Source organism: Streptomyces sp. NPDC050617, from assembly GCF_040654795.1.
Taxonomy (GTDB): domain Bacteria; phylum Actinomycetota; class Actinomycetes; order Streptomycetales; family Streptomycetaceae; genus Streptomyces.
In genome coordinates, this window is record NZ_JBFAIS010000010.1 from 105,556 (window position 1) to 128,228 (window position 22,673).

20 protein-coding genes are annotated in these 22,673 nt (G+C 71.4%); 9 read left to right on the forward strand and 11 right to left on the reverse strand.

Annotated elements, in window-relative coordinates:
• Positions 1-301: 301 nt before the first annotated feature.
• Positions 302-637, forward strand: a complete 336-nt coding sequence (locus AB0I49_RS15975) for a WhiB family transcriptional regulator (protein WP_037964184.1) — start codon at positions 302-304, stop codon at positions 635-637.
• Between the two features lie 266 nt (positions 638-903).
• Here the strand turns inward: AB0I49_RS15975 and AB0I49_RS15980 are convergent, their stop codons facing one another.
• Both AB0I49_RS15980 and AB0I49_RS15985 read right to left on the reverse strand, forming a co-directional pair.
• Positions 904-2,283, reverse strand: coding sequence for an ArsA family ATPase (locus AB0I49_RS15980; protein WP_363227550.1), 1,380 nt, complete (start codon positions 2,281-2,283; stop codon positions 904-906).
• Positions 2,280-3,260: an ArsA-related P-loop ATPase gene (locus AB0I49_RS15985; protein ID WP_363227551.1), complete on the reverse strand. Its 981-nt coding sequence runs from the start codon at positions 3,258-3,260 to the stop codon at positions 2,280-2,282. The genes AB0I49_RS15980 and AB0I49_RS15985 overlap by 4 nt, the downstream gene beginning before the upstream one ends.
• Before the next feature lie 71 nt (positions 3,261-3,331).
• Between AB0I49_RS15985 and AB0I49_RS15990 the strand changes: the two genes are divergently transcribed.
• The 4 genes from AB0I49_RS15990 (at position 3,332) to AB0I49_RS16005 (ending at position 6,147) form a co-directional block, all read left to right on the forward strand.
• The gene (locus tag AB0I49_RS15990) at positions 3,332-3,493 is read left to right on the forward strand and encodes a DUF4177 domain-containing protein (protein WP_003975360.1); all 162 of its coding nucleotides are present in this window, start codon (positions 3,332-3,334) and stop codon (positions 3,491-3,493) included.
• On the forward strand, positions 3,490-3,954 hold the full coding sequence (locus AB0I49_RS15995) for a RidA family protein (RefSeq protein WP_363227552.1): 465 nt from the start codon (positions 3,490-3,492) through the stop codon (positions 3,952-3,954). The genes AB0I49_RS15990 and AB0I49_RS15995 overlap by 4 nt, the downstream gene beginning before the upstream one ends.
• Positions 3,955-4,366: 412 nt before the next feature.
• Positions 4,367-5,314, forward strand: a complete 948-nt coding sequence (locus tag AB0I49_RS16000) for an NUDIX hydrolase (RefSeq protein ID WP_363227553.1) — start codon at positions 4,367-4,369, stop codon at positions 5,312-5,314.
• A gap of 2 nt (positions 5,315-5,316) precedes the next feature.
• A complete protein-coding gene (locus tag AB0I49_RS16005; protein WP_363227554.1) occupies positions 5,317-6,147 on the forward strand; it encodes an MBL fold metallo-hydrolase in 831 nt (276 codons plus the stop codon).
• A 199-nt stretch (positions 6,148-6,346) separates the two neighbouring features.
• On the opposite strand, the gene AB0I49_RS16010 is transcribed toward AB0I49_RS16005, so the two are convergent.
• Complete coding sequence (locus AB0I49_RS16010) at positions 6,347-6,787, reverse strand: helix-turn-helix transcriptional regulator (RefSeq protein WP_363227555.1); 441 nt, start codon at positions 6,785-6,787, stop codon at positions 6,347-6,349.
• Positions 6,788-7,515: 728 nt separating this feature from the next.
• Positions 7,516-8,190, reverse strand: a complete 675-nt coding sequence (locus tag AB0I49_RS16015; RefSeq protein ID WP_363130200.1) for a Crp/Fnr family transcriptional regulator — start codon at positions 8,188-8,190, stop codon at positions 7,516-7,518.
• A gap of 181 nt (positions 8,191-8,371) precedes the next feature.
• On the opposite strand from AB0I49_RS16015, the gene nth reads away from it, so the two are divergent.
• The 3 genes from nth (at position 8,372) to AB0I49_RS16030 (ending at position 11,420) form a co-directional block, all read left to right on the forward strand.
• Complete coding sequence (gene nth, locus AB0I49_RS16020; protein ID WP_363227556.1) at positions 8,372-9,364, forward strand: endonuclease III; 993 nt, start codon at positions 8,372-8,374, stop codon at positions 9,362-9,364.
• Positions 9,361-10,134: a CoA pyrophosphatase gene (locus AB0I49_RS16025; protein ID WP_363227557.1), complete on the forward strand. Its 774-nt coding sequence runs from the start codon at positions 9,361-9,363 to the stop codon at positions 10,132-10,134. Before nth ends, AB0I49_RS16025 begins: the two co-directional genes overlap by 4 nt.
• Positions 10,135-10,220: 86 nt before the next feature.
• On the forward strand, positions 10,221-11,420 hold the full coding sequence (locus tag AB0I49_RS16030) for a MarP family serine protease (protein WP_363227558.1): 1,200 nt from the start codon (positions 10,221-10,223) through the stop codon (positions 11,418-11,420).
• A 101-nt stretch (positions 11,421-11,521) separates the two neighbouring features.
• On the opposite strand, the gene AB0I49_RS16035 is transcribed toward AB0I49_RS16030, so the two are convergent.
• The 6 genes from AB0I49_RS16035 to AB0I49_RS16060 form a co-directional block, all read right to left on the reverse strand.
• Positions 11,522-11,713: a hypothetical protein gene (locus tag AB0I49_RS16035; RefSeq protein WP_363227559.1), complete on the reverse strand. Its 192-nt coding sequence runs from the start codon at positions 11,711-11,713 to the stop codon at positions 11,522-11,524.
• Between the two features lie 254 nt (positions 11,714-11,967).
• Positions 11,968-12,945 carry an alpha/beta hydrolase gene (locus tag AB0I49_RS16040; protein ID WP_363227560.1) on the reverse strand — a complete coding sequence of 326 codons (978 nt, stop codon included), beginning with the start codon at positions 12,943-12,945 and terminating at the stop codon, positions 11,968-11,970.
• Positions 12,942-13,400 (reverse strand): phage holin family protein, encoded by a 459-nt coding sequence (locus tag AB0I49_RS16045; RefSeq protein ID WP_363227561.1) that lies wholly within the window; start codon positions 13,398-13,400, stop codon positions 12,942-12,944. Before AB0I49_RS16045 ends, AB0I49_RS16040 begins: the two co-directional genes overlap by 4 nt.
• 65 nt (positions 13,401-13,465) lie before the next feature.
• Entirely contained in the window at positions 13,466-14,863 is a 1,398-nt protein-coding gene (gene nhaA / locus AB0I49_RS16050; RefSeq protein ID WP_363227562.1) for a Na+/H+ antiporter NhaA, read from the reverse strand.
• A 265-nt stretch (positions 14,864-15,128) separates the two neighbouring features.
• A complete protein-coding gene (gene acs, locus AB0I49_RS16055) occupies positions 15,129-17,096 on the reverse strand; it encodes an acetate--CoA ligase (RefSeq protein WP_363227563.1) in 1,968 nt (655 codons plus the stop codon).
• Positions 17,097-17,555: 459 nt separating this feature from the next.
• The gene (locus tag AB0I49_RS16060) at positions 17,556-20,072 is read right to left on the reverse strand and encodes a SulP family inorganic anion transporter (RefSeq protein WP_363227564.1); all 2,517 of its coding nucleotides are present in this window, start codon (positions 20,070-20,072) and stop codon (positions 17,556-17,558) included.
• A gap of 324 nt (positions 20,073-20,396) precedes the next feature.
• Here AB0I49_RS16060 and AB0I49_RS16065 point away from each other — a divergent pair, with 324 nt between their 5' ends.
• The gene (locus tag AB0I49_RS16065; RefSeq protein ID WP_363227565.1) at positions 20,397-21,608 is read left to right on the forward strand and encodes a hypothetical protein; all 1,212 of its coding nucleotides are present in this window, start codon (positions 20,397-20,399) and stop codon (positions 21,606-21,608) included.
• On the opposite strand, the gene AB0I49_RS16070 is transcribed toward AB0I49_RS16065, so the two are convergent.
• Positions 21,589-22,581, reverse strand: a complete 993-nt coding sequence (locus AB0I49_RS16070) for an ATP-binding protein (RefSeq protein WP_363227566.1) — start codon at positions 22,579-22,581, stop codon at positions 21,589-21,591. The two genes, AB0I49_RS16065 and AB0I49_RS16070, sit on opposite strands and share 20 nt — an antisense overlap.
• Between the last annotated feature and the right edge of the window lie 92 nt (positions 22,582-22,673).

Sequence of the window (22,673 nt, forward strand, 5' to 3'; positions counted from 1 at the left end):
CTCCTCAGCACTCAGCCGAACTCATCCGAGTGCCGAACCGTGCCCGACTTCAGCCCATGTGTCACATGGTGCCCACTGCGTCTCGACTGAATCACCCCGAGTTGACGGATTTGTCGATGATGTCGTCGGGTCACTCCGTTGGGTGATCTGCCGCATACGCATAGTCCGTTCGGGCCATTCAAGATTGGGCCCGCAGGGGGTGTTGCACCCTGCCTGCCTTCCGTAACGTCCTCAACTGGCAACGGTGAATATGCCGCTGCCGCCGTGGGGGAGCCTCGATTCGGGAGAGGACGGCGCCAGCATGAGCTGGGTAACCGACTGGAGTGCACAAGCAGCATGCCGCACCACCGATCCGGATGAGCTATTCGTTCAAGGCGCGGCACAGAACAGGGCCAAAGCGGTCTGCACCGGTTGCCCGGTGCGCACCGAGTGCCTGGCCGACGCCTTGGACAACCGTGTCGAGTTCGGCGTGTGGGGCGGTATGACCGAGCGGGAGCGGAGGGCGCTGCTGCGTCGCCGGCCGACGGTCACCTCTTGGCGGAGGCTTCTGGAGACCGCCCGTACGGAATACGAGCGCAGTACGGGCATCCTGCCCATCGACGACGAGGAGTACGAGAACTACGCCGCGGCGGGGTGAGCCGGAGCCATTTCGCTCGCGCAGCCGTGCGGAAGACGGCGCGGTCTTTCGGAAGCGCATCAGAAGTGCATCAGGGGCAGTGGCGGGGCAGCGGCATGTATCGTTCGCGCCCTCCTGCCCGCCGCCCGCGCAGGGCAGGCCCAGGTCCGCTGCGTACGTGGCCGTGTGCGCGCACGGTGCCCGCGTACGTTGCCGCAGTCGGCTGCCGTGCGTACGGACGTGTACGTGTACATACGGACGTGGACGTAGGGCGGTAGGGCGTTCAGCTATGAAGCGGCTGTCCGCGGGGACGCGGGCTGGGTCGCCAAGCGCTCGCCGACCGCGCGCAGGCCCGCCAGGTCGTGGACATCGCCGGGCAGCGCGGCTACTTCCGCCACGGGCACCTCGGGGTGCAGCGTGGTGAAGCGGTCACGCGTGCGGCGCTCGCGGACGAGCACCTGCATACGCTCGGCGTGCAGCCGCAGCAGACGGGCGGCGAGCTGTTCCGGGGTGGCCTCGATGGGGTCGGCCGCCTCGGCGATGGTGGTGGGGTCGGTGACGGGTGCGGTGCTGTCCTGTGAGCCCTCAGTGGCGGTGGGGGAGCCGCTGTCGGGGGCTGACGGGTCGCCCATATGAGGCTTCCCTGCGGCACGATCCACAATGCCGGAACCAGCAAGATTTTCTGTGTAATCGGGCGCCGCTTCCGCCGGAGCCCCCGCGGAGCCGTCCGTGAGGGCTTCGGCGGCGGCCAGCGCCCGCTCCGCGGAGAGCTGGTCGGCGCCGCTGCCGTGCACCCGGTTCAGTACGAGCCCGGCCAGCGGCATCCGGTCGGCGGCCAGCCGCTCGATGAAGTACGCCGCCTCGCGCAGCGCGTCCCGCTCCGGGGCGGCGACGACGAGGAACGCCGTGCCGGGCGCCTGGAGCAGGCGGTACGTGGCGTCCGCGCGGGTGCGGAAGCCGCCGAACATCGTGTCCATCGCTGCCACGAAGGTCTGTACGTCGCGCAGCAGTTGCGCGCCCATCAGCTTGTTCAGCGGCCCGCTCATCACCGACATGCCGACGCCGAGGAACTTCATCCCCGCCCGGCCGCCGATCTTCGCCGGGGCCATCAGCACCTTGATGAACTTGCCGTCCAGGAAGGACCCGAGGCGGCTCGGCGCGTCCAGGAAGTCCAGCGCGGAGCGGCTCGGCGGGGTGTCGACGACGATCAGGTCCCACTCGTCGCGGGCCCGCAGCTGGCCGAGTTTCTCCATGGCCATGTACTCCTGCGTGCCGGCGAAACCGGCCGACAGGGACTGGTAGAAGGGGTTCTCCAGGATCGCGCGGGCCCGCTCCTCGTCGGAGTGCGCCTCGACGATCTCGTCGAAGGTCCGCTTCATGTCCAGCATCATGGCGTGCAGTTCGCCGCCCGCGCTGCCGTCGACGCCCTCGACCCGGCGCGGCACGTTGTCCAGCTCCTCGATGCCCATCGACTGCGCGAGCCTGCGCGCCGGGTCGATGGTGAGGACGACGACCTTCCGGCCGCGCTCCGCGGCCCGTACCCCCAGGGCCGCCGCGGTCGTCGTCTTGCCGACGCCGCCGGAGCCGCAGCACACCACGATCCGGGTGGCGGGGTCGTCCAGGACCGGGTCCATCTCCAGCCGGTACGTGTCCGCCAGGCCGTTCATGAGGCCACCCCTTGCTTCCGCAGTCCGCGGGCCATGCGGTACAGCCCTGCCAAGTCCACGCCGTCGCCGAGCAGTTCGAGTTCGTACGTGGGCAGGTCGAGCCCGGATATCTCCGCCCGCCCGCTGCGCTCCAGGGCCACCCGCTCGGTGTGCTCGCGGGCCTCCTCCAGCAGCGGGTCGATCAGGCGGTCGGCGTGGCCGCCGCGCTGGGCGCCGCCGAGTCCGACCCGGGAGAGGGCCTTGGCGACGGCGGGGCGCTGCCCGTTCGCGACGATGTCCACGGCCGTCTCGTCGAGGAGCGCGGGCCGCACCATGTTGATGACGACGCCGCCCACCGGGAGCTTCGCGGCCCGCAGCTCCGCCACGCCGTCCACCGTCTCCTGGACGGGCATCTCCTCCAGCAGCGTCACCAGGTGGACCGCGGTCTCGGCGGACTTCAGGACGCGCATCACGGCCTGGGCCTGATTGTGTATGGGGCCGATCCTGGCGAGCCCGGCCACCTCGTCGTTGACGTTGAGGAAGCGGGTGATGCGGCCGGTCGGCGGGGCGTCCATGACGACGTGGTCGTAGACGAAGCGCCCGCTCCGGTCCTTGCGGCGGACCGCCTCGCACGCCTTCCCGGTCAGGAGCACGTCCCGCAGGCCGGGCGCGATGGTCGTGGCGAAGTCGATCGCGCCGAGCTTCTTCAGGGCCCGGCCGGCGCCGCCCAGCTTGTAGAACATCTGGAGGTAGTCGAGGAGCGCCAGCTCCGCGTCGATGGCGAGCGCGTGCACCTCGCCGCCGCCCGGGGCCACCGCGATCTTCCGCTCCGCGTACGGCAGCGCCTGGGTCTCGAAGAGCTGGGCGATCCCCTGCCTGCCTTCGACCTCGACCAGCAGGGTGCGTTTTCCCTCGGCGGCGAGGGCGAGCGCGAGGGCGGCGGCGACCGTGGTCTTACCGGTGCCGCCCTTGCCGCTGACGACGTGGAACCTGCTCATGATTTGGAGCCTAACCAGTCGGGCCCCGGAGTACGCACGAGGCGGGGGGAGAGAGGCATTACAGTCGCACCATGACCAAGTGGGAATACGCGACCGTGCCGCTGCTCGTACACGCGACCAAGCAGATTCTGGACACCTGGGGCGAGGACGGCTGGGAGCTCGTCCAGGTCGTGCCCGGCCCGAACAACCCCGAGCAGCTGGTGGCCTACCTGAAGCGGGAGAAGCAGGCATGAGCGTCGTCGAGGACAAGCTGCGCTCCCTCGGCCTGAACCTGCCGGAGGTCGTGCCGCCGCTGGCCGCGTACCAGCCGGCCGTGCGCTCCGGCGGGTACGTGCACACGTCCGGGCAGCTCCCGATGGTCGAGGGCAAGCTGCAGGCGACCGGCAAGGTCGGCGCCGACGTCACCGCGGACCAGGCCAAGGAGATGGCGCGGACGTGCGCTCTCAACGCGCTCGCCGCCGTGAAATCGGTCACGGGCAACCTCGACAAGATCGTGCGCGTCGTGAAGGTCGTGGGCTTCGTCGCCTCGGCCACGGACTTCACCGGCCAGCCGGGCGTCGTCAACGGCGCCAGTGAACTCCTCGGGGAGGTGCTGGGCGAGGCCGGGGTGCATGCGCGCAGTGCCGTCGGGGTGGCGGTCCTGCCGATGGATTCGCCGGTGGAGGTCGAAATCGTGGTCGAGGTCCAGGAGTAGTTCGGCTGAGCCTGCGCCAGTGCGTGCGCCGCGGGGTGTTTCGGGGCGCTGCCCCGGACCCCGGTCCTCAATCGCCGGACGGGCCGCATGGGGCTGGACCCGGCCGTATGGCTTGAGCCGGGGGGATTCGGCGGGTTGTCGGTCCTCAATCGCCGGACTGGCTGGATTGGCGGGCGTCGGCCCGCGAACTCTCGCAGCCATCGCAGCCATCGCCGGCAGGGGGCCCTGACGGGCTGGATTCGGTGGCCGTAGGCCCCGAAGCGCGGGGCGTCGGCGCGTGCAGCGCGTCGGCCCGCAAGGTCCCGCCCCTGCGGGCGGAAAGCCTGTTTCGGCTGGTGTGGCGCTCATCGGAGGCAGCTCCGATGAGCTTGGCCCCCTCGTGCATCGGGGCGTCAGCGCATAGCATCCGGCCATGTCGTCGTCGACCAACGGACAGTGGTACCCGCCGGAGTGGCCGGAGCGGATTCGTGCGCTCGCGAGCGGGGAGCTGGCGCCCGCCGTGCCGCGGCGGGCGGCGACCGTGCTGCTGCTGCGGGACGCCGGGCCAGGGGCGCCCGGCGGTATCTCCGTGTACATGCTGCGCCGGCGCGCTTCCATGGCCTTCGCCGGAGGGGCGTACGCCTATCCCGGCGGCTCCGTGGACCCGCGCGACGAGCGGCCCGTGGCCTGGGCCGGGCCCTCGCGGGCGCGGTGGGCCGGGCGGCTGGGGACGGACGAGGCGACGGCGCAGGCGATCGTGTGCGCCGCGGTCCGGGAGACGTTCGAGGAGGCGGGCGTCCTCCTCGCGGGCCCGGCCCCGGACACCGTCGTCGGCGACATCACGGGCGACGACTGGGAGGCGGACCGCGCGGCGCTCGTCGCCCGCGACCTCTCCTTCGCCGACTTCCTCGAACGCCGCGGCCTCGTCCTGCGGTCCGACCTGCTCGGCGCGTGGGCGCGCTGGATCACACCGGAGTTCGAGCCGCGCCGCTACGACACCTGGTTCTTCGCGGCCGCGCTGCCGCGTGGCCAGCGCACCCGCAATGCCTCGACCGAGGCGGACCGCACGGTCTGGACCGCCCCGGCCGAGGCCGCCGAGGGGTACGACCGGGGCGACCTGCTGATGATGCCGCCCACCATCTCCACGCTGCGCTCCCTGGTTCCGTACGGAACGGTCGCCGAGGCGCTGGGCTCGGCGCCGGAGCGCGACCTCGCGCCCGTACTCGCGCAGGCCCGCCTCGAAGGCGACGAACTGGTGCTGAGCTGGCCGGGGCACGACGAGTTCACCAAACGCATCGCTGAACGCGTCGATCCGCGCGCCCCCGAAGGGAAGACGCGGATCGGCGGCGGCACCGGCGACGACACCTCCACGGGGGCCTGATCATGACCCATGCGGCAGCACTGCCCGGCCGGCCGCGCGGCGGCGTCATCGGCGGCCCGGCCACCGACCGCGCCGTGTGCGTACTGGCGCCCAACCCGTCGGCGATGACGCTCGACGGCACCAACACCTGGCTGATCTCCGAACCCGACTCCGACCTCGCCGTCGCCGTCGACCCCGGCCCGCTGGACGAGGGGCACCTGGCGAACGTCATCGCCACCGCCGAGAGCGCCGGCAAGCGCGTCGCGCTCACCCTCCTCACCCACGGCCACCCCGACCACGCGGACGGCGCGGCGCGCTTCGCCGAGCTGACCGGTACGCACGTACGCGCCCTGGACCCGGCGCTGCGCCTCGGCGACGAGGGACTGGGCGAGGGCGACGTGATCACGACGGGCGGCCTGGAGCTGCGCGTCATGGCCACGCCGGGCCACACCGCGGACTCCCTCTGCTTCCATCTCCCGGCCGATTCGGCCGTGTTGACCGGCGATACGGTCCTGGGGCGCGGCACGACCGTGGTCGCCCACCCGGACGGGCGGCTCGGCGACTACCTGGACTCGCTGCGGCGGCTGCGTTCGCTGACGGTCGACGACGGCGTCGACACGGTGCTGCCGGGCCACGGGCCGGTGCTGAACGACGCCCGTGGCGTCATCGAGTTCTATCTCGCCCATCGCGCGAAGCGGCTCGCGCAGGTGGAGACGGCCGTCGAGGGCGGCTACCGGACGCCGTCGGAGGTCGTCGCCCACGTCTACGCGGACGTGGACCGCACGCTGTGGCCCGCGGCCGAGCTGTCCGTACGGGCACAGTTGGACTATCTCGACGAGCACGGGCTGGTCTGACAGCGGAGCGGTAGAGCGGTTGGGGCGGTCGGGGCGGTGGCGTTCCGCCGCGCCGCTGGTTCCCAGGCCCACATCACCTGCCGCCTGCCGCCTGCCGACCTTCCGTCCCCGTCTCTGTCCCCGTCCCCTCAAACTGATACCTGTCGCATCGAGCAGGCCCGCCTCCGCATGCGTGCGCCTATTCGCCGGCGACCGCGCCTCAGTCGGCCCCCGCTGTCTGTCGTCGTTGGGCCGTTCCGTCCTCCGACGGCAGGAAAGGGGCCGTCACTTGGAGGAAGAGCGCCCGCCGCTCGTCGGGAATGCCGAGAAGATTGGCGGCTTCTTCCAAGGTGACGCGCCGGCTGTCCGCCGTGCTGTGCCGGGATGCCGCCACGGGTAGCGGCAGGTCGTCTTCGGTCAGCTTCCCGGACTGGATGAGCACGTCGCGTACGGGGACGTCGAGCGCTCGCGCCAGGCCGCGCATGGTCGTCAGGTCGGGCATGCTCTGCCGTTGCAGCAGCCGGGTGACGGCCGCGCGGTGTACCCCCGCGTCATCGGCGACCTTGGACCGGCCGCCGCCTCGGGGGTGATCGATGTCGTAGCCACGGGACCTCATGAGGTCCTCCATCCAGGCCGCGAATTCCTCCAGGGTGTCCTTCATGGTGAGTCCGCTCCCTCCATCCGCTCAACAGACTAACGCGCGTGCGCGAGCGAAATGTTCATCTGAGGTTGCTGCGCAAAATAAGGCCGAAAGGGCTGTGTGGGGCGTGTGAAGGAATTGCAGATTGCGTGCGAGTGCGAAACATAGAAAATTCATCCGGGCTCGCGAGGCGGTTCGAAATCCGCTCGCCGCCATCCTCGCGCGCTCCCCGGCGCGTCGCCCGAGGGGGGCTGCCCCTCCGGGCGTTCGCCGGTTCGCGGATTCGATCCGCGCGATTGATTGCACGCAAGCTCTTGTTGCGCACTCGCGCGATCGGGTACCGTCCTCATGTCGCGGCACGGATCCGGCCTTCCCCGTGGGCCGTCGAGTCCCGTGCCGCGACACGGATTCGCCTCCGGAGGCGGCACGGATTCGGCCTGGAGACGGCCCGGACTCCGGCAGGCGGCCGACGTGCTCGCCGCCGTCCGCCGCGCCCGCCTCGTCCGCCGAACGGCGGACCGTGAGGCCCGCCTGAGGCCCTGACGCCATTGGGGCGCGGCCCAGCGCCTTCGGGCACGCTACGGGCGTCCTGACCCCGCTGACGGCGCTGTACGGCACGTTCAGACACCAGCGAAGGGCCCGCCGGAGATCCGGCGGGCCCTTCGTGCGTTCAGGGGCTGCTTCGGCGCGTACGCCCGTACGCGCTTACGGCCACGGGCCCGGTACGCGCGCCCGTACGCGCGCGTGGCTCAGCGCGAGCGCTTCGCCAGTCGCTCCACGTCCAGCAGGATCACGGCGCGCGCCTCCAGGCGCAGCCAGCCGCGGCCCGCGAAGTCGGCGAGGGCCTTGTTGACCGTCTCCCGCGAGGCGCCGACGAGCTGCGCCAGCTCCTCCTGGGTGAGGTCGTGCACCACGTGGATGCCCTCCTCGGACTGCACGCCGAAGCGGCGCGACAGGTCGAGGAGCGCCTTCGCCACGCGCCCGGGGACGTCGGAGAAGACGAGGTCGGACATCGAGTCGTTGGTCCGGCGCAGGCGGCGGGCGACCGCGCGCAGCAGGGCGGTGGCCACCTCGGGCCGGGCGTTGAGCCAGGGCTGGAGGTCGCCGTGGCCCAGACCGAGGAGCTTGACCTCGGTGAGCGCGCTGGCGGTGGCGGTGCGCGGTCCCGGGTCGAACAGGGACAGCTCGCCGATCAGCTCGCCGGGGCCGAGGACGGCCAGCATGTTCTCCCGGCCGTCGGGGGAGGTCCGGTGGAGCTTCACCTTCCCCTCGGTGACCACGTAGAGCCGGTCTCCGGGGTCCCCCTCGTGGAACAGGGCGTCACCCCTCGCGAGGGTGACTTCACCCATGGAGGCGCGCAGCTCAGCGGCCTGCTCGTCATCGAGCGCCGCGAAGAGCGGGGCGCGCCGCAGAACGTCGTCCACGAGATCTCTCCTTGTCGACATGCACAGAGGACCGTGGTCCCCATCATGCCGGACGATAAAACAGTGCGATCAATCACAAGTTTGACGCACCGGCGTCCCGGACCGTACGGCAGGGGTCCGATTGGGCTGCGGATTTGCTGCGGTCGGGGCGGATGTCAGTGCTGGGCTTTAGTCTGGCCGAGTGTCCAATACGCCGGTGAGAGCAGAGGGGAAGGGGCCCGGAGGTCCCCCCGACGAGGGTGCGGGGAGGGCGGCCGCGCCCCGCGATTCCGCCCTGGGCGAACGTACGCCCGACAGCGAACGTACGCCTGGGAAGAACGAACGCGCGCCTGGGAAGAAGACGAGAGCGGCTGACAGCAGCAAACCGCTCGGAAGCGGGAGTGGCAAGGCGCGCGGGGGCGAGTCGCGGCTCGCGCTGGTGCGCCGGGCGCGCCGCATCAACCGCGAGCTCGCCGAGGTCTATCCGTACGCGCACCCCGAGCTCGACTTCGAGAACAGCTTCCAGCTCCTGGTCGCCACGGTCCTCTCCGCCCAGACCACCGACCTGCGGGTGAACCAGACGACCCCCGCCCTCTTCGCCGCCTACCCGACGCCCGAGGACATGGCGGCGGCGGACCCCGAGGCGCTGGAGCAGCTGATCCGGCCGACGGGTTTCTTCCGGGCCAAGGCGAAGTCGCTGCTCGGCCTGTCGGCGGCGCTGCGCGACAACTTCGGCGGTGAGGTGCCGGGCCGCCTGGAAGACCTGGTCACGCTGCCCGGCGTCGGCCGAAAAACCGCCAATGTCGTATTGGGCAATGCCTTCGGCGTGCCGGGCATCACCGTGGACACGCACTTCGGGCGGCTCGTGCGGCGCTGGAAGTGGACGGACGAGACGGACCCGGAGAAGGTCGAGGCCGTCGTCTGCGACCTCTTCCCGAAGAGCGAGTGGACGATGCTCTCGCACCGCGTCGTCTTCCACGGACGCCGTGTCTGCCACTCCCGCAAGCCCGCGTGCGGAGCCTGCCCGATCGCGCCGCTCTGCCCGTCGTACGGGGAGGGCGAGACGGACCCGGAGAAGGCCAAGAAGCTGTTGAAGTACGAGATGGGCGGCCATCCCGGTCAGCGGCTCAAGCCCCCGGCCGACTTTCCGGGCGAGCCGGCCCCGCCGCTGGGCGCCGCTGTGGAGGTGGAGTGACGAGTACGTACGGCGGCGCGGCCGCCGTCAGCACGCGGGGGCTGCCGCAGTGGCTCCTGCCCGTGGCGCGGGCGGCGGAGACGATCGAGCCGCGGCAGCTCAGCCGTTTCCTGCCCCCGGAGACGGGCGGCCGCCAGTCGGCCGTACTGGTCCTTTTCGGTGATGGTGAGGGCGCCGGGGAGGGCGGTGATGGTGGCGGTGACGGGCACGACCGCGCGGATGCCGATGACACCGGCGGGCACGAGGGCGGCGGCAGCGCCCGCGGCCCCGTCCTGCTGCTCACCGAGCGGGCGGGCAGCCTGCGTTCGCACGCCGGGCAGCCCTCGTTCCCCGGCGGCGCCCTCGACCCCGAGGACGGCGATCCGAACGGCGAGGGCCCGCTGCGCGCGGCCCTGCGCGAGGCGCGGGAGGAGACTGGCCTCGACCCGTCCGGCGTCCAGGTCTTCGGCGTGCTGCCGCGCCTCTACATCCCGGTGAGCGGCTTCGTCGTGACGCCCGTGCTCGGCTGGTGGCGCGAGCCCAGCCCCGTCATGCCGGTCGACCCGCGCGAGACGGCGCGGGTGTTCGCGGTGCCGGTCGCCGACCTCACCAACCCCGCCAACCGGGCCACGACTGTGCACCCCAGCGGCCACCGAGGCCCGTCCTTCCACGTCGCCGACACCCTGGTCTGGGGGTTCACGGCCAGCGTCATCGACCGGATCCTGCACTACTCCGGCTGGGAGCTGCCCTGGGACCGTGAGAAGCGGGTGCCGCTCGACTGGCGTGCGTGAGACGGTGACCCAGCACGGCGTCCCCACGCGCGTACGGCGGGGCGGTCCAACGACGACATGACGACACCAAGGCGAGGCTTTTTTCGGTGAACGTGCTGGACATCGTGCTGTTGCTCGCCGCCGCGTGGTTCGCGGTCGTCGGCTACCGGCAGGGCTTCGTCGTGGGCGTCCTCTCGGTCATCGGGTTCCTCGGCGGCGGCCTCGTCGCCGTCTATCTGCTGCCCGTGATCTGGCAGAGCGCCACCGACGAGACGTCGCCCAGCACCTGGGAGGCGATCGCGGCGGTCGTCATCGTGATCGTCTGCGCCTCGGTCGGCCAGGCGGCCACCACCCACCTGGGCAACCGGCTCCGCCGGCACATCACCTGGTCCCCGGCGCGCGCCCTGGACGCCACCGGCGGCGCGCTCGTCAACGTCGTCGCGATGCTGCTGGTGGCCTGGCTGATCGGCTCCGCCCTCGCGGGCACCTCCCTGCCGACGCTCGGCAAGGAGGTCCGCAACTCCAAGGTGCTGCTCGGCGTCGCGCGGGTGCTTCCGCAGCAGGCCGACACGTGGTTCGCGGACTTCAGCTCGGCCCTCGCGCAGAACGGCTTCCCGCAGGTCTTCGCGCCCTTCTCCAACGAGCCCATCACCGACGTCCCGGCCCCCGACCCCAGGCTCGTGGCGAGCCCCGTGGCGAAGGACGCCCAGCGCTCCATCGCGAAGGTCGTGGGCACCGCGCCCAGTTGCGGGAAGGTCCTGGAGGGCACCGGCTTCGTCTTCGCGCCGCACCGCGTGATGACCAACGCCCATGTCGTCGGCGGCGTCAAGGAGCCCACCGTCCAGATCGGCGGCCGGGGCAGGCTGTACGACGCCACGGTCGTCCTCTACGACTGGAAGCGCGACATCGCCGTCCTGGACGTCCCGTCGCTGAACGCGCCGGCGCTGCGCTTCTCCACGCCGGACGCCGCCAGCGGCAAGAGCGCCATCGTCGCCGGGTTCCCGGAGAACGGCTCGTACGACGTGCGCGCGGCCCGCATCCGCGGCCGCATCCAGGCCAACGGCCCGGACATCTACCACCGCGGTACGGTCCGCCGGGACGTCTACTCGCTGTTCGCGACCGTACGGCAGGGCAACTCCGGCGGCCCGCTGCTCACCCCGGACGGCCGCGTCTACGGCGTGGTCTTCGCCAAGTCCCTGGACGACGCCAACACCGGGTACGCCCTCACCGCGGACGAGGTGCGGGAGGACGTCGGCAGGGGCCGCGCGGCCACGCGCCAGGTCGACAGCGAGGGCTGCGCGCTCTGAGACGCTCCGAGCTCTGAGACGCTCCCAGCTCCGAGGCGCTACCAGGAGGCCGCGATAAGCCGCGAGAGCCTGCCCGGCCCCCCCCGGGGAGGGGGAGCGGCTCAGCGGCTGCGCGGATGGCGCAGCCGCGCCGATACCCACCGCGCGCGGCGCCGGATGATGCGCGGGATGCCGATCCGGGGATCATGGCCCACGCCTCGCGGGGAGCCACCCCTGTTGGAAACGCTCAGCGCGGCATCGCCATCGGCGCCACGCTCCTGAGTCAGGTCACGGTAGTCGTGCGTCCAGCCCATACCGAGCTAAGTGCCCCTCAAGCGTGGTCCGTAATCGCCTGGGGGCCCGTCAATTGGCCTATGCGCCGGGCAATTGGCTGTTCGAAGGACGTGTGTTCGCCTGAGGCGGACGGCCGGATCCGGGGCCGCTGAGCTGCCCGACGGGCCCGGAGCGCCCTGCGGCCGGGCCCGCCTCACGAGATGCGCGATTCCCCCGATCGTGGACCCGTGACCGGCCGGCGCGGATCGCGCGGGGAACGCCGCCGAGGGCCCGCCTAACGGTCCGGTTCCGGGTCCTTGAGCCAGTTCACCAGCTCCGCCGAGAACGCCACCGGGTCCTCCTCGTGCGGGAAGTGCCCCAGGCCGTCGAAGAGCCGCCAGCGGTACGGGGCCTCGACGTACTCGCCGGAGCCCGCCGCGCTGCGGGTGCGCATCACGGGGTCGAGCGAGCCGTGCAGATGCAGCGTCGGCACCCGCACCGGCCGCCGCATCCGGCGGTTGAACTGGATGCCGTCCGGCCGCGCGATCGACCGCACCATCCACCGGTACGGCTCGATGGAGCAGTGCGCCGTCGACGGGATCGACATCGCCCGCCGGTAGACGTCCACGGCCTCGTCGTCCGGCACCCGCGGGCCCGACCAGTCGCGCATCAGCCGCCCGATCACCGCCGCGTCGTCCGCGATCAGCTGCCGCTCGGGCAGCCACGGCCGCTGGAACCCCCAGATGTATGAACTCGCGGCGCTCTGCTTGACGTCCGAGACCATCGCCGCGCGCCACCGCCGCGGATGCGGCATCGAGGCCACCGCCAGCCGCCGCACCAGCTTCGGCCGCATCACGGCCGCCACCCACGCCAGATAGCCGCCCAGATCGTGCCCGACCAGGGCCGCGTCCGGCTCGCCGAGGGAGCGGATCACGCCGGTGATGTCGAGCGCGAGGTTGGCGGGGTCGTAGCCCCTGGGCGTACGGTCGCTGCCGCCCACGCCGCGCAGGTCCATCGCCACGGCGCGGAACCCGGCGTCGGCGAGCGCGGGCAGCTGGTGCCGCCACGTCCACCAGAACTGCGGGAAGCCGTGCAGCAGCAGCACCAGCGGGCCCTCGCCCATCTCGGCGATGTGGAACCGCGCGCCGTTGGCCGCGACGTCCCGGTGGCTCCAGGGCCCGTCGGGACGTACGACCTCGGCGGGCGCGGTGAACGCGGCGGACGCGGCCGAGCCGGCGGACGCGGGCGCCGCGGAGGTGTCGGGGACCGTCATACAGCCGAGCGTGTCACAGAAGAGCCCGTACGGGTGGCCTCGATCGCCGGACGCGGGTGCGGCTTGACGCTTTGCAGCACGGCCGCCGTCTCCTTCGCCGAGGCGATGGACTTCTCCGGCGGCTTGATCTTCTTGAACTTGGCGACGGCCAGCAGCCCGAGGATCGCGGCCACGACGAGGAACGCGCCGCCGACGATCAGGAACGACCAGGCGAGCCCGAGGCCGAGGTTGTGGATGCCGTACGCCGCGGCGAAGCTCAGCACGGGCAGCGCGAAGAGCGCCAGCACGCCGGCCGCCGCGATGGCGCCGCCGCCGATGCCGGCCCGTTTGGCGTCCTGCCGCAGTTCGGCCTTGGCCAGCGCGATCTCGTCGTGCACCAGCGCGGACAGGTCGGCGGTGGCCGCGGCCACCAGTTGCCCGAGGCTGCGGCTCGCGCCGTCGTCGGCTGTGCTCATCGCCTGCTCCCTCTTCGTTTCCAACGGACCATCAGCAGATCTTCAGCGACCTAAAGCCTCTCAGATCATGCCGGACCATCGTCCCCGGTGGTGCGCGTGGAGGCGACTTCGGCCAGCCGTCGGTGTTCGGCGGCCTTCGCGTCGTGGATCGCCGCCATCCGCAGGTGGTACTCCGGATTGTCCTGCTCGTAGACGTCGGGGATGCCGTCCTGGTCCTCGTCGCGGTCCTCTTCCGCGCAGAGTTTCTTGTACTTGTTGTCGCGCAGCTTGAGCAGCACGCTGGCCAGTACGGCCGCGATCAGCGAGCCGATCAGCACGGCGGCCTTCGACTCGTCGGTGAGCAGCTGGTCGTCGGCGAACGCCAGCTCGCTGATCAGCAGGGACACCGTGAAACCGATGCCCGCGAGCGAGGCGACGGCGAGCACGTCCGGCCATTTGAGGTCCGGGTTCAGTTCGGCCCTGGTGAAGCGGGCCGCGCACCAGGTGCCGCCGAAGACGCCGATCGCCTTGCCGAGGACGAGCCCGAGGACGACGCCGAGCGTCTCGGGCTTGCTGAATACGTCCGAGAGCGCACCCCCGGAGACGGCGACGCCCGCCGAGAAGAGCGCGAACAGCGGCACCGCGAGCCCGGCCGACAGGGGCCGTACGAGGTGCTCGATGTGCTCGCCGGGGGAGTGCGTCTCACCGTCGCGGGTGGTGCAGCGGAGCATCAGGCCCATGGCGACGCCGGCGATCGTCGCGTGGACGCCGCTGTTGTACATCAGCGCCCAGTTGACCAGGGCCAGCGGCACGTAGATGTACCAGCCGCGGACGCCCTTGCGCAGCAGCAGCCAGAAGACGGCGAGGCCCAGCACGGAGAAGCCGAGGGCGACGAAGTTGAGCTGCGAGGTGAAGAAGACCGCGATGATCAGGATCGCGAAGAGGTCGTCGACGACGGCGAGGGTGAGCAGGAACGCGCGGAGCGCGGAGGGCAGCGAGGTGCCGATGACCGCGAGGACGGCGAGCGCGAAGGCGATGTCGGTCGCGGTCGGCACCGCCCAGCCGCCGAGCGAGCCGTCGCCGATCTTGTTGACGGTGAAGTAGACCAGCGCCGGGGCGGCCATGCCGCAGACCGCGGCGACCACGGGCAGGATCGCGGCCTTCGGCTCGCGCAGCTCGCCCGCCACGAGCTCGCGCTTGAGCTCGATGCCGGCGACGAAGAAGAAGACGGCGAGCAGCCCGTCGGCGGCCCAGTGCTGGATGGACAGGTCGAGGCCGAGCGAGGAGGGGCCGAGATGCAGGCCGCGGAAGGACTCGTAGCTCTCGCGCAGCGGGGTGTTCGCCCAGACGATCGCTGCCACGGCGGCTACGAGCAGCAGGACACCGCCGACCGTCTCGGTCCGCAGCGCCTCGGCGATGTAGTTCCGCTCGGGCAGGGACAGACGTCCGAGGAAGGTGGAACGGCGGGTGTTGGGCGCGGTCACGTCGGCGGCCTCCGGTGGGATTCGGCAGCTGAGGGCACAGCTGAGGCAGTTGCCGACCAGACTTCCCGGCTCACCAGAGTGTTTTTCTTAGCGCTATGTTGACGCGCCGCACACCTTACCTGGTGTAGGCGAGGACTAATCCGGTGATCCGCACCTTACGGGCATAAGGGCCGCGCGGCCCGTCCTGAGAACGCGAACGGGGCACCCGGCGACAACCCGGGTGCCCCTCGCTCGTACCGCCGTGCGCGGCGGCCTGAGGCCCTGCTCAGTCCTCGCTGCTCGCGGCGGGCAGCTTGGCCTGGATGAGGTCCATGACCGACGAGTCGGTGAGCGTGGTCACATCACCGAGGGTGCGGTTCTCGGCGACGTCGCGCAGCAGACGGCGCATGATCTTGCCGGAGCGGGTCTTGGGCAGCTCCGCGACCGGCAGGACACGCTTGGGCTTGGCGATCGGGCCGAGCTGCTTGCCGACGTGCGCCCGCAGCTCCTCCACGAGGCCCGGGTCCTCGGCGTCGGCGCCGCCGCGCAGGATCACGAAGGCGCAGATGGCCTGCGTGGTCTGCGGGTCCGTCGCGCCGACCACCGCGGCCTCGGCGACCTTGGGGTGCGAGACGAGCGCCGACTCGACCTCGGTGGTCGAGATGTTGTGACCGGAGACCAGCATCACGTCGTCCACCCGGCCGAGCAGCCAGATGTCGCCGTCCTCGTCCTTCTTGGCCCCGTCGCCCGCGAAGTAGCGGTTCTCGAAGCGGGACCAGTACGTGTCCAGGTAGCGCTGGTCGTCGCCCCAGATGGTGCGGAGCATCGACGGCCACGGCTCGGTCAGGACGAGATAGCCGCCGGAGCCGTCGGGCACCTCGTTGGCGTCGTCGTCCACGACCGTCGCGGCGATGCCGGGCAGCGCGACCTGCGCCGAACCGGGCTTCGTCTCCGTGACGCCCGGCAGCGGGCTGATCATGATGCCGCCGGTCTCGGTCTGCCACCAGGTGTCGACCACGGGCGTACGGTCCGCGCCGATGTGCTTGCGGTACCAGATCCACGCCTCGGGGTTGATCGGCTCGCCCACCGAACCCAGCACCCGCAGGCTGGAGAGGTCGAACTTGGCGGGGATGTCGTCGCCCCACTTCATGCAGGCGCGGATCGCCGTCGGGGCCGTGTAGAGGATCGTCACGCCGTACTTCTGGACGATCTCCCACCAGCGGCCCTGGTGCGGGGTGTCCGGCGTGCCCTCGTAGAGGACCTCGGTGGCGCCGTTGGAGAGCGGCCCGTAGACGATGTACGAGTGCCCGGTCACCCAGCCGACGTCGGCCGTGCACCAGAAGACGTCGGTCTCCGGCTTGAGGTCGAAGACGGCGTTGTGGGTGTACGACACCTGGGTGAGGTAGCCGCCCGTGGTGTGCAGGATGCCCTTCGGCTTACCGGTGGTGCCGGAGGTGTAGAGGATGAACAGCGGGTGCTCGGCGTCGAACGCCTCGGGGGCGTGCGTCTCGCTCTGCCGCTCCACGACCTCGTGCCACCACACGTCGCGGCCCTCGGTCCACGCGACGTCCTCCTGCCCGGTCCGGCGGACGACGAGGACGCTGCGCACGTCCTCGGTGCCGGGGCGGGTCAGCGCCTCGTCGACGGCGGGCTTGAGGGCCGAGGGCTTGCCGCGCCGGTAGCCGCCGTCGGCCGTGATGACGACGCGGGCGTCGGCGTCATGGATGCGGGTGGCCAGCGCGTCGGCCGAGAAGCCGCCGAAGACCAGCGAGTGCGGCGCGCCGATACGGGCGCAGGCCAGCATCGCGACGACCGCCTCGGGGATCATCGGCAGGTAGATGGCGACCCGGTCACCGGTCTCCACGCCCAGCTCGATCAGGGCGTTCGCCGCCTTGGAGACCTCGCGCTGGAGCTCGGCGTAGGTGATCGAACGGGTGTCGCCCGGCTCGCCCTCGAAGTGGATGGCGACGCGGTCGCCGTGGCCGTTCTCGACGTGACGGTCGACGCAGTTGTACGCCACGTTGAGCTTGCCGTCCGCGAACCACTTCGCGAACGGCGGGTTCGACCAGTCCAGCGTCTCGGTGGGCTCGGTCTCCCAGGTCAGCCGGCGTGCCTGCTCGGCCCAGAAACCCAGCCGGTCAGCCTTGGCCTGCTCGTACGCCTCCGCCGTGACGTTGGCGGCGGCGGCCAGTTCGGCAGGCGGTGCAAAGCGGCGCTCCTCCTTCAAGAGGTTGGCCAGGCTTTCGTTGCTCACGACATCTCCCATTCCCAGGGTGCCCGTTGTATCCCAGGGCCTAGCTCATCAGCCTGCGGTACGCCCTGACAAGGGTTGTCGGAAAAATTGGTTTAGACCTGTCGTGGAGCCCCGCCCGTGCTGAAGCCCACCCGCCCCGGCCGAGGACAGCCCGCTGTCCCGCGAACGAGTGAACCAATGAACGGGCGATGGGCGGGGGCGATGAGCAGGGGCAGCGGGGCAGCGGGGTAGGGGCCATCGAGGGCAAGGGGCAGCGGGGCGGTGGGGGCAGGGGCTGACTGGCCAGGCCGGTCGGAGGGCCAGCAGGCCAGACCAGACGGACGGTTAGCCGGTCAGGCCGGGCGGGCGGTCAGCCGGTCAGACCAGACGGACGGTCAGCCGGTCAGACCAGGCGGGCGGTCGGACTGGCCAGGTCAGTCGGGCGGCTCGACCAGTTGGAGGGTCAGACCAGTCGGAGGGTCAGACCGGGTCGAGGACCTCGGGCCGTACGGCCGTGAAGGTGCCCTCCCGCTTGTCGAGTACGTACGCCTGCGCCTCCGCCACGTGGAAGTACATGCCGTGGAGTTGCAGCCGGCCCTCGGCCACCCGGCGGGCCACGCACGCGTGCGCCATCAGGTGGTCCAACTGCTGCTTCACGTTGACGAGCGCGAGCCGCTCCACCTCATCGCTCACCGGCCGGTCGGTCAGCGCGACTTCACCGCGCCCCAGCCGCCCGATCCGCTGAAGCCGGGCCAGACTCGGCCGCCCATGCCGCAGCCACCGGTCGAGCGAGGTGGTCTCATCGAGGCCGCGCGGCACGGCCACCTCACCCGGCACGATCGTCTCGATGGGCACGAGCGCCTCGCCCGACACCGTCACCTCGCCCGACACTGTCACCTCGGCCGGAACGCCCTCCTCGCGCGGAACGACCTCCTCGCCCGGCGCGGCTGGTCTCGGCTGCGACGCGGGTACGGGTACGGGCACGGGCTGCTGCGCGGCCGGCGCCTTCGGCTCGGCGGCGACGGCCCCCGCAGCGTCGAGGAGCGCCTGCATCGCGCCGCACCCGGAGTGGCCGCACACGGTGATGCTGTCGACCTTCAGCACCTCCACCGCGTACTCCACGGCGGCGGCGACGGAGTCGCAGGACGCGTCGCTGCCGGGCGGCGGCATCAGATTGCCGACATTGCGCACGGTGAACAGGTCGCCCGGCCCGCTGGAAGTGATCATGCTGGTCACCAGGCGGGAATCGGCGCAGGTCAGGAAGAGCTGGGTGGGCCGCTGCCCCTCACGGGCCAGCCGCGCCAGTTCGGGCCGTACGAGCGCGGCCGTGTGGCGCTGGAAGGCGCTGACGCCGCCCAGCAGCTGCCGCCCGCCGCCCAGCGCGGGCGGGGCCCCGCCCGGCCGTACGCAGTGATGGTTGTGCCAGGGCGTCCAGGGACGGCAGGCGTGGGTACTGACCGGCTCCGCGATCGGCTGCCCGGCCCGGCCGCCCAGCCGGACCCAGCCCCCGCGCGCCGTGTGCCCGTTGGACCAGGACTGCAGCGCGTCGTACGCGGCGTGGTCCATGAAGGAGCCGCTCAGCTCGACCACCGTGTTCGCACCTGTCGGCACCTGCGCGAGCGCCCGCGTCAGCCTGGGAACCGCGAGAAACGTCAACTGCCCGTCGACCAGCACCCGATGGCGGTCGGACTCCTGCGTGACGGTGATACGGGTGTGGGCCAGCCGCCGGAGTGCGGTGAGGGCCGCCACGGCGATCCCGGCCCCCACGCCCTGCAGCACCCCGAAGACGACCACGGCTCCGAGCGTCGTCGCGTACACCGGGAATTCCCGGTGCCGCTGCACGTGTCTGATGTGCGCGAAGCTCACCATCTGCACGCCGACCACCATGACCAGCGCGGCCAGCGCGGCGAGCGGGACCAGCTCCAGGGCCCAGGCCGCCAGCCCCGCGCCCAGTACCACCCAGACGCCGTGCAGCACCGTGGAGTTGCGGGAGGCGGCGCCGGCCTTGACGTTGGCGGACCCCCGGATCGCGCCGCCCGCGATCGGCAGCCCTCCGAGCAGCCCCGACACCACGTTCGCCGCGCCCTGCCCGGCCAATTCGCGGTTCAGGCCGGAACGGCCCGCGCCGGGCCCGGGCCGTTCGGCCGCGAGCTTGTCGACCGCGACGGCCGAGAGCAGTGATTCCATGCTCGCGACGATCGTGACCGTCAGGACGGCCGCGGCCACCCCCAGCAGCGGCCCCGAGGGGAGCGCGGGCAGCGCTTGGAGCTCCCAGCCCGGCAGTGAGACGCGGGGCAGCGCCGTCCCGGCACTGGCGGACGTGGCCACGGCGACGGCGGCGAGCGGCGCCGGGACCGTACGGGCCCACCGGCCGACCCGGCCGGGCAGCCGCGGCCAGGCGACGAGCACGGCCACGGTCACCGCGCCGATCAGCACGGTGGCGGACTGCGGGTGCGCCAACTCCCCGGGAAGGTCGGCGAGGTTGCTCAGCGCCGAGCTGTTGGGGCTGTCGCCGAGCACGACGTGGAGCTGGCCGATCGCGATCGTGACGCCGATTCCCGCGAGCATCGCGTGCATGATCGCCGGACTGACGGCGAGCGCCGCACGGGCCACCCGCAGGGCGCCCAGGGCCAGTTGGGTCAGGCCCGCGAGGACGGTGATCGCGCAGGTGGCGCGCCAGCCGTACTGCTGGACCAGTTCGGCGGTCACCACGACGAGCCCGGTCGCCGCCCCGCTGACCTGGAGCGGCGCCCCGCCGAGCAGTCCGGCGACGATGCCGCCCACCGCGGCGGCGACGAGTCCGGCTCGGAGCGGCGCGCCGGTCGCGAGCGCGATCCCGAGGGAGAGCGGGACGGCGATCAGAAAGATGGTGATCGAGGCGGACAGATCCCGGCGCCAGAGGTCTGCCGAGAGCAGGCGGCGAGGCGGCGGGGCCTCGTGGGCGGGCGGGGAGTGGGCCGGTGGGGAGTGGTGGGGCTGAGACGGCTGAGTCTGCATGGTCGTTCCCGTCTTCGTCGGGGCGGCGCGGTCGCGCGTGGGCGCGGCCGTGTGTCACGGCGTGCAGCGGCGGGAGCGGCTGCAAGGCTGGGTGATTCTCAACTCTCGGTAAACAAACCGTAATGGAGAGTAAAGGTCAGCGGAAGCCTCGCAGGTCATTCGGGGGCGCACTTCCTCCTATCGGGTGAAGTTCCTCGCATCGCAGCTTGTCGTCATCTTTTCCTTTTGTCATATATGTGATTTTTGTTCCCTCTGCTCAGCTGAGCGAACAAAGGAAGAGGTGGTCCGATGGCGGCGTCATGGAGAGCCGCAGTGGGGGTTCTGATGACAACAGCGCTGGCCGCGGGGGCGGCCGGCTGCTCGGGAGACCCGGGTACCAAGGACGACGCGCCACGCAAGGGACCGGCCGCCCCCAAGGCCGCTCCACGCCCGGCCCGGCTCATCGGCGACGGTTCGACCGCCGACACCGGGTCCCAACCGCTCCAACCGAAGCCGCGGCGGATGAAACCCGGCGAAAAACCGCCGCAGTTCGTCGTCTTCTCGTGGGACGGCGCCGGCCAGGACAAGCAGCGGCTGTTCTCCCACTTCCGCGAGGTCGGCAAGAAGTACGACGCGACCATGACGTACTTCCTCAGCGGCGTCTACCTGCTGCCCGGAGCCAAGAAGGAGCTCTACCACCCGCCCAAGCACGCGCCCGGCGCCTCCGACATCGGCTTCAACGACGTCAAGGGAATCAAGGACACCGCCGAACAGCTCGGCGGGGCCTGGCGCGACGGCAACGAGATCGGCACCCACTTCAACGGCCACTTCTGCGGACCCGACCGCGGCGTCGGCACGTGGTCGCCCGAGGAGTGGACGAGCGAGATCCGCCAGGCCGAGTCGTTCGTCAGGAACTGGAAGACCAACTCCGGTCTCAAGGGCGAACAACCGCTGCCCTTCGACTACAGCAAGGCCCTCGTCGGCGGCCGGGCCCCCTGCCTGGAGGGACAGCGCAACCTCATCCCGGCCGCCAAGTCCCTGGGGTTCCGGTACGACTCCAGTTCCGTCGGCGGCCGGCAGGTCTGGCCCCGGCAGATCGACGGGGTCTGGGACTTCCCCCTCCAGGAAGTCCCGGTGCCCGGACGCGCCTTCGAGACCCTCTCGATGGACTACAACTTCCTCGCCAACCAGTCCGGCACGACCCGCGGAGACCCCGCCCGCCACGCGGCCTGGGGCAAGCAGATGCGGGACGGGCTGCTCAAGGGCTTCGACCGCGCCTACAACGGCAACCGGGCGCCGATGTTCATCGGCGACCACTTCGAGTCCTGGAACGGCGGCACGTATATGCGGGCCGTCGAAGACACGATCAAGACGGTCTGTCCCAAGGCCGGCGTGCACTGCGTCTCGTTCAAGCAGCTCGCCGACTGGCTGGACGTACAGGACCCGACGACGCTCGCCCACCTGCGCAAACTGGATGTGGGAGAGCGCCCGAAGGGCGGCTGGGAGCGGTTCCCCGACTCCCGGCCGCAACGACCGCTCAAGCAGGCTGCGGAGTAGCCGAACGCTCCTCGCCGAGCACAAAGGAGGGGTCGACCTGCGCTGCCAGGTCGGCCCCCGTCCGCTCGTTCCCCCAGCTCTCGGCGTTCTTCAGGTGGAAGTGCACCATCTGGCGCGTGTACCGCTCCCAGTCGCGCCCCTCGTACGCCCCGTCGGCGGCGTCCTTCAGGGCTTGCAGCGCGAGCCGGTTGGGCTCCTCCAGGAACTCGAACCGGGGCGGGCGGCCCTTCTCCATGGCGCGCACCCAGTCGGAGTGCCCGACCGTGACGAGCAGGTCCTCTCCGACCTCCTCCCGCAGAAAGGCGAGGTCGTCCGGGCCCTGCACCTTGTTGCCGACGACCTTCAGACGGACGCCGAAGTCCCGCGCGTACTCCCGGTACTGGCGGTAGACCGAGACGCCCTTGCGGGTGGGCTCGGCGACCAGGAACGTCATGTCGAAGCGGGTGAACATCCCGGAGGCGAAGGAGTCGCTGCCCGCCGTCATGTCGACGACGACGAACTCGTCGCGTCCGTCGACGAGATGGTTGAGGCACAGCTCCACCGCCCCGACCTTGGAGTGGTAGCAGGCCACGCCCAGATCGGACTCGGTAAACGGCCCGGTGGCCATCAGCTGGATCTCGGCTTCGTCGTCCAGCCGGACGGTCCTGGCGCACGCCGCGTACACCGGGTTGTCCTCGCCGACGCGCAGCAGCCGCGAGCCCCCGCCCGGCGGGGTCGTCTTGATCATGGTGGCGGCCGAGGCGATGCGCGGGTTCGTGCCGCGCAGGTAGTCCTTGATCAGCGGTAGCTGGGCGCCCATCGCGGGCAGCGCGGCGGCCTCCGCCTCGTCCAGCCCCAGCGCGGCCCCCAGGTGCTGGTTGATATCGGCGTCCACGGCCATGACGGGCGTACGGCCGGCGGCGAGATGGCGGATGAACAGCGAGGACAGCGTGGTCTTGCCGCTGCCGCCCTTGCCTACGAAAGCGATCTTCATGTTCACCAACAGTAGGTGCGCACGTGCGGAAAGTGAGAGCGCCGAGTGAGGAAGACCACTCGTTCGGGGGGCGTGGGCGCGGAGTGCGTAGG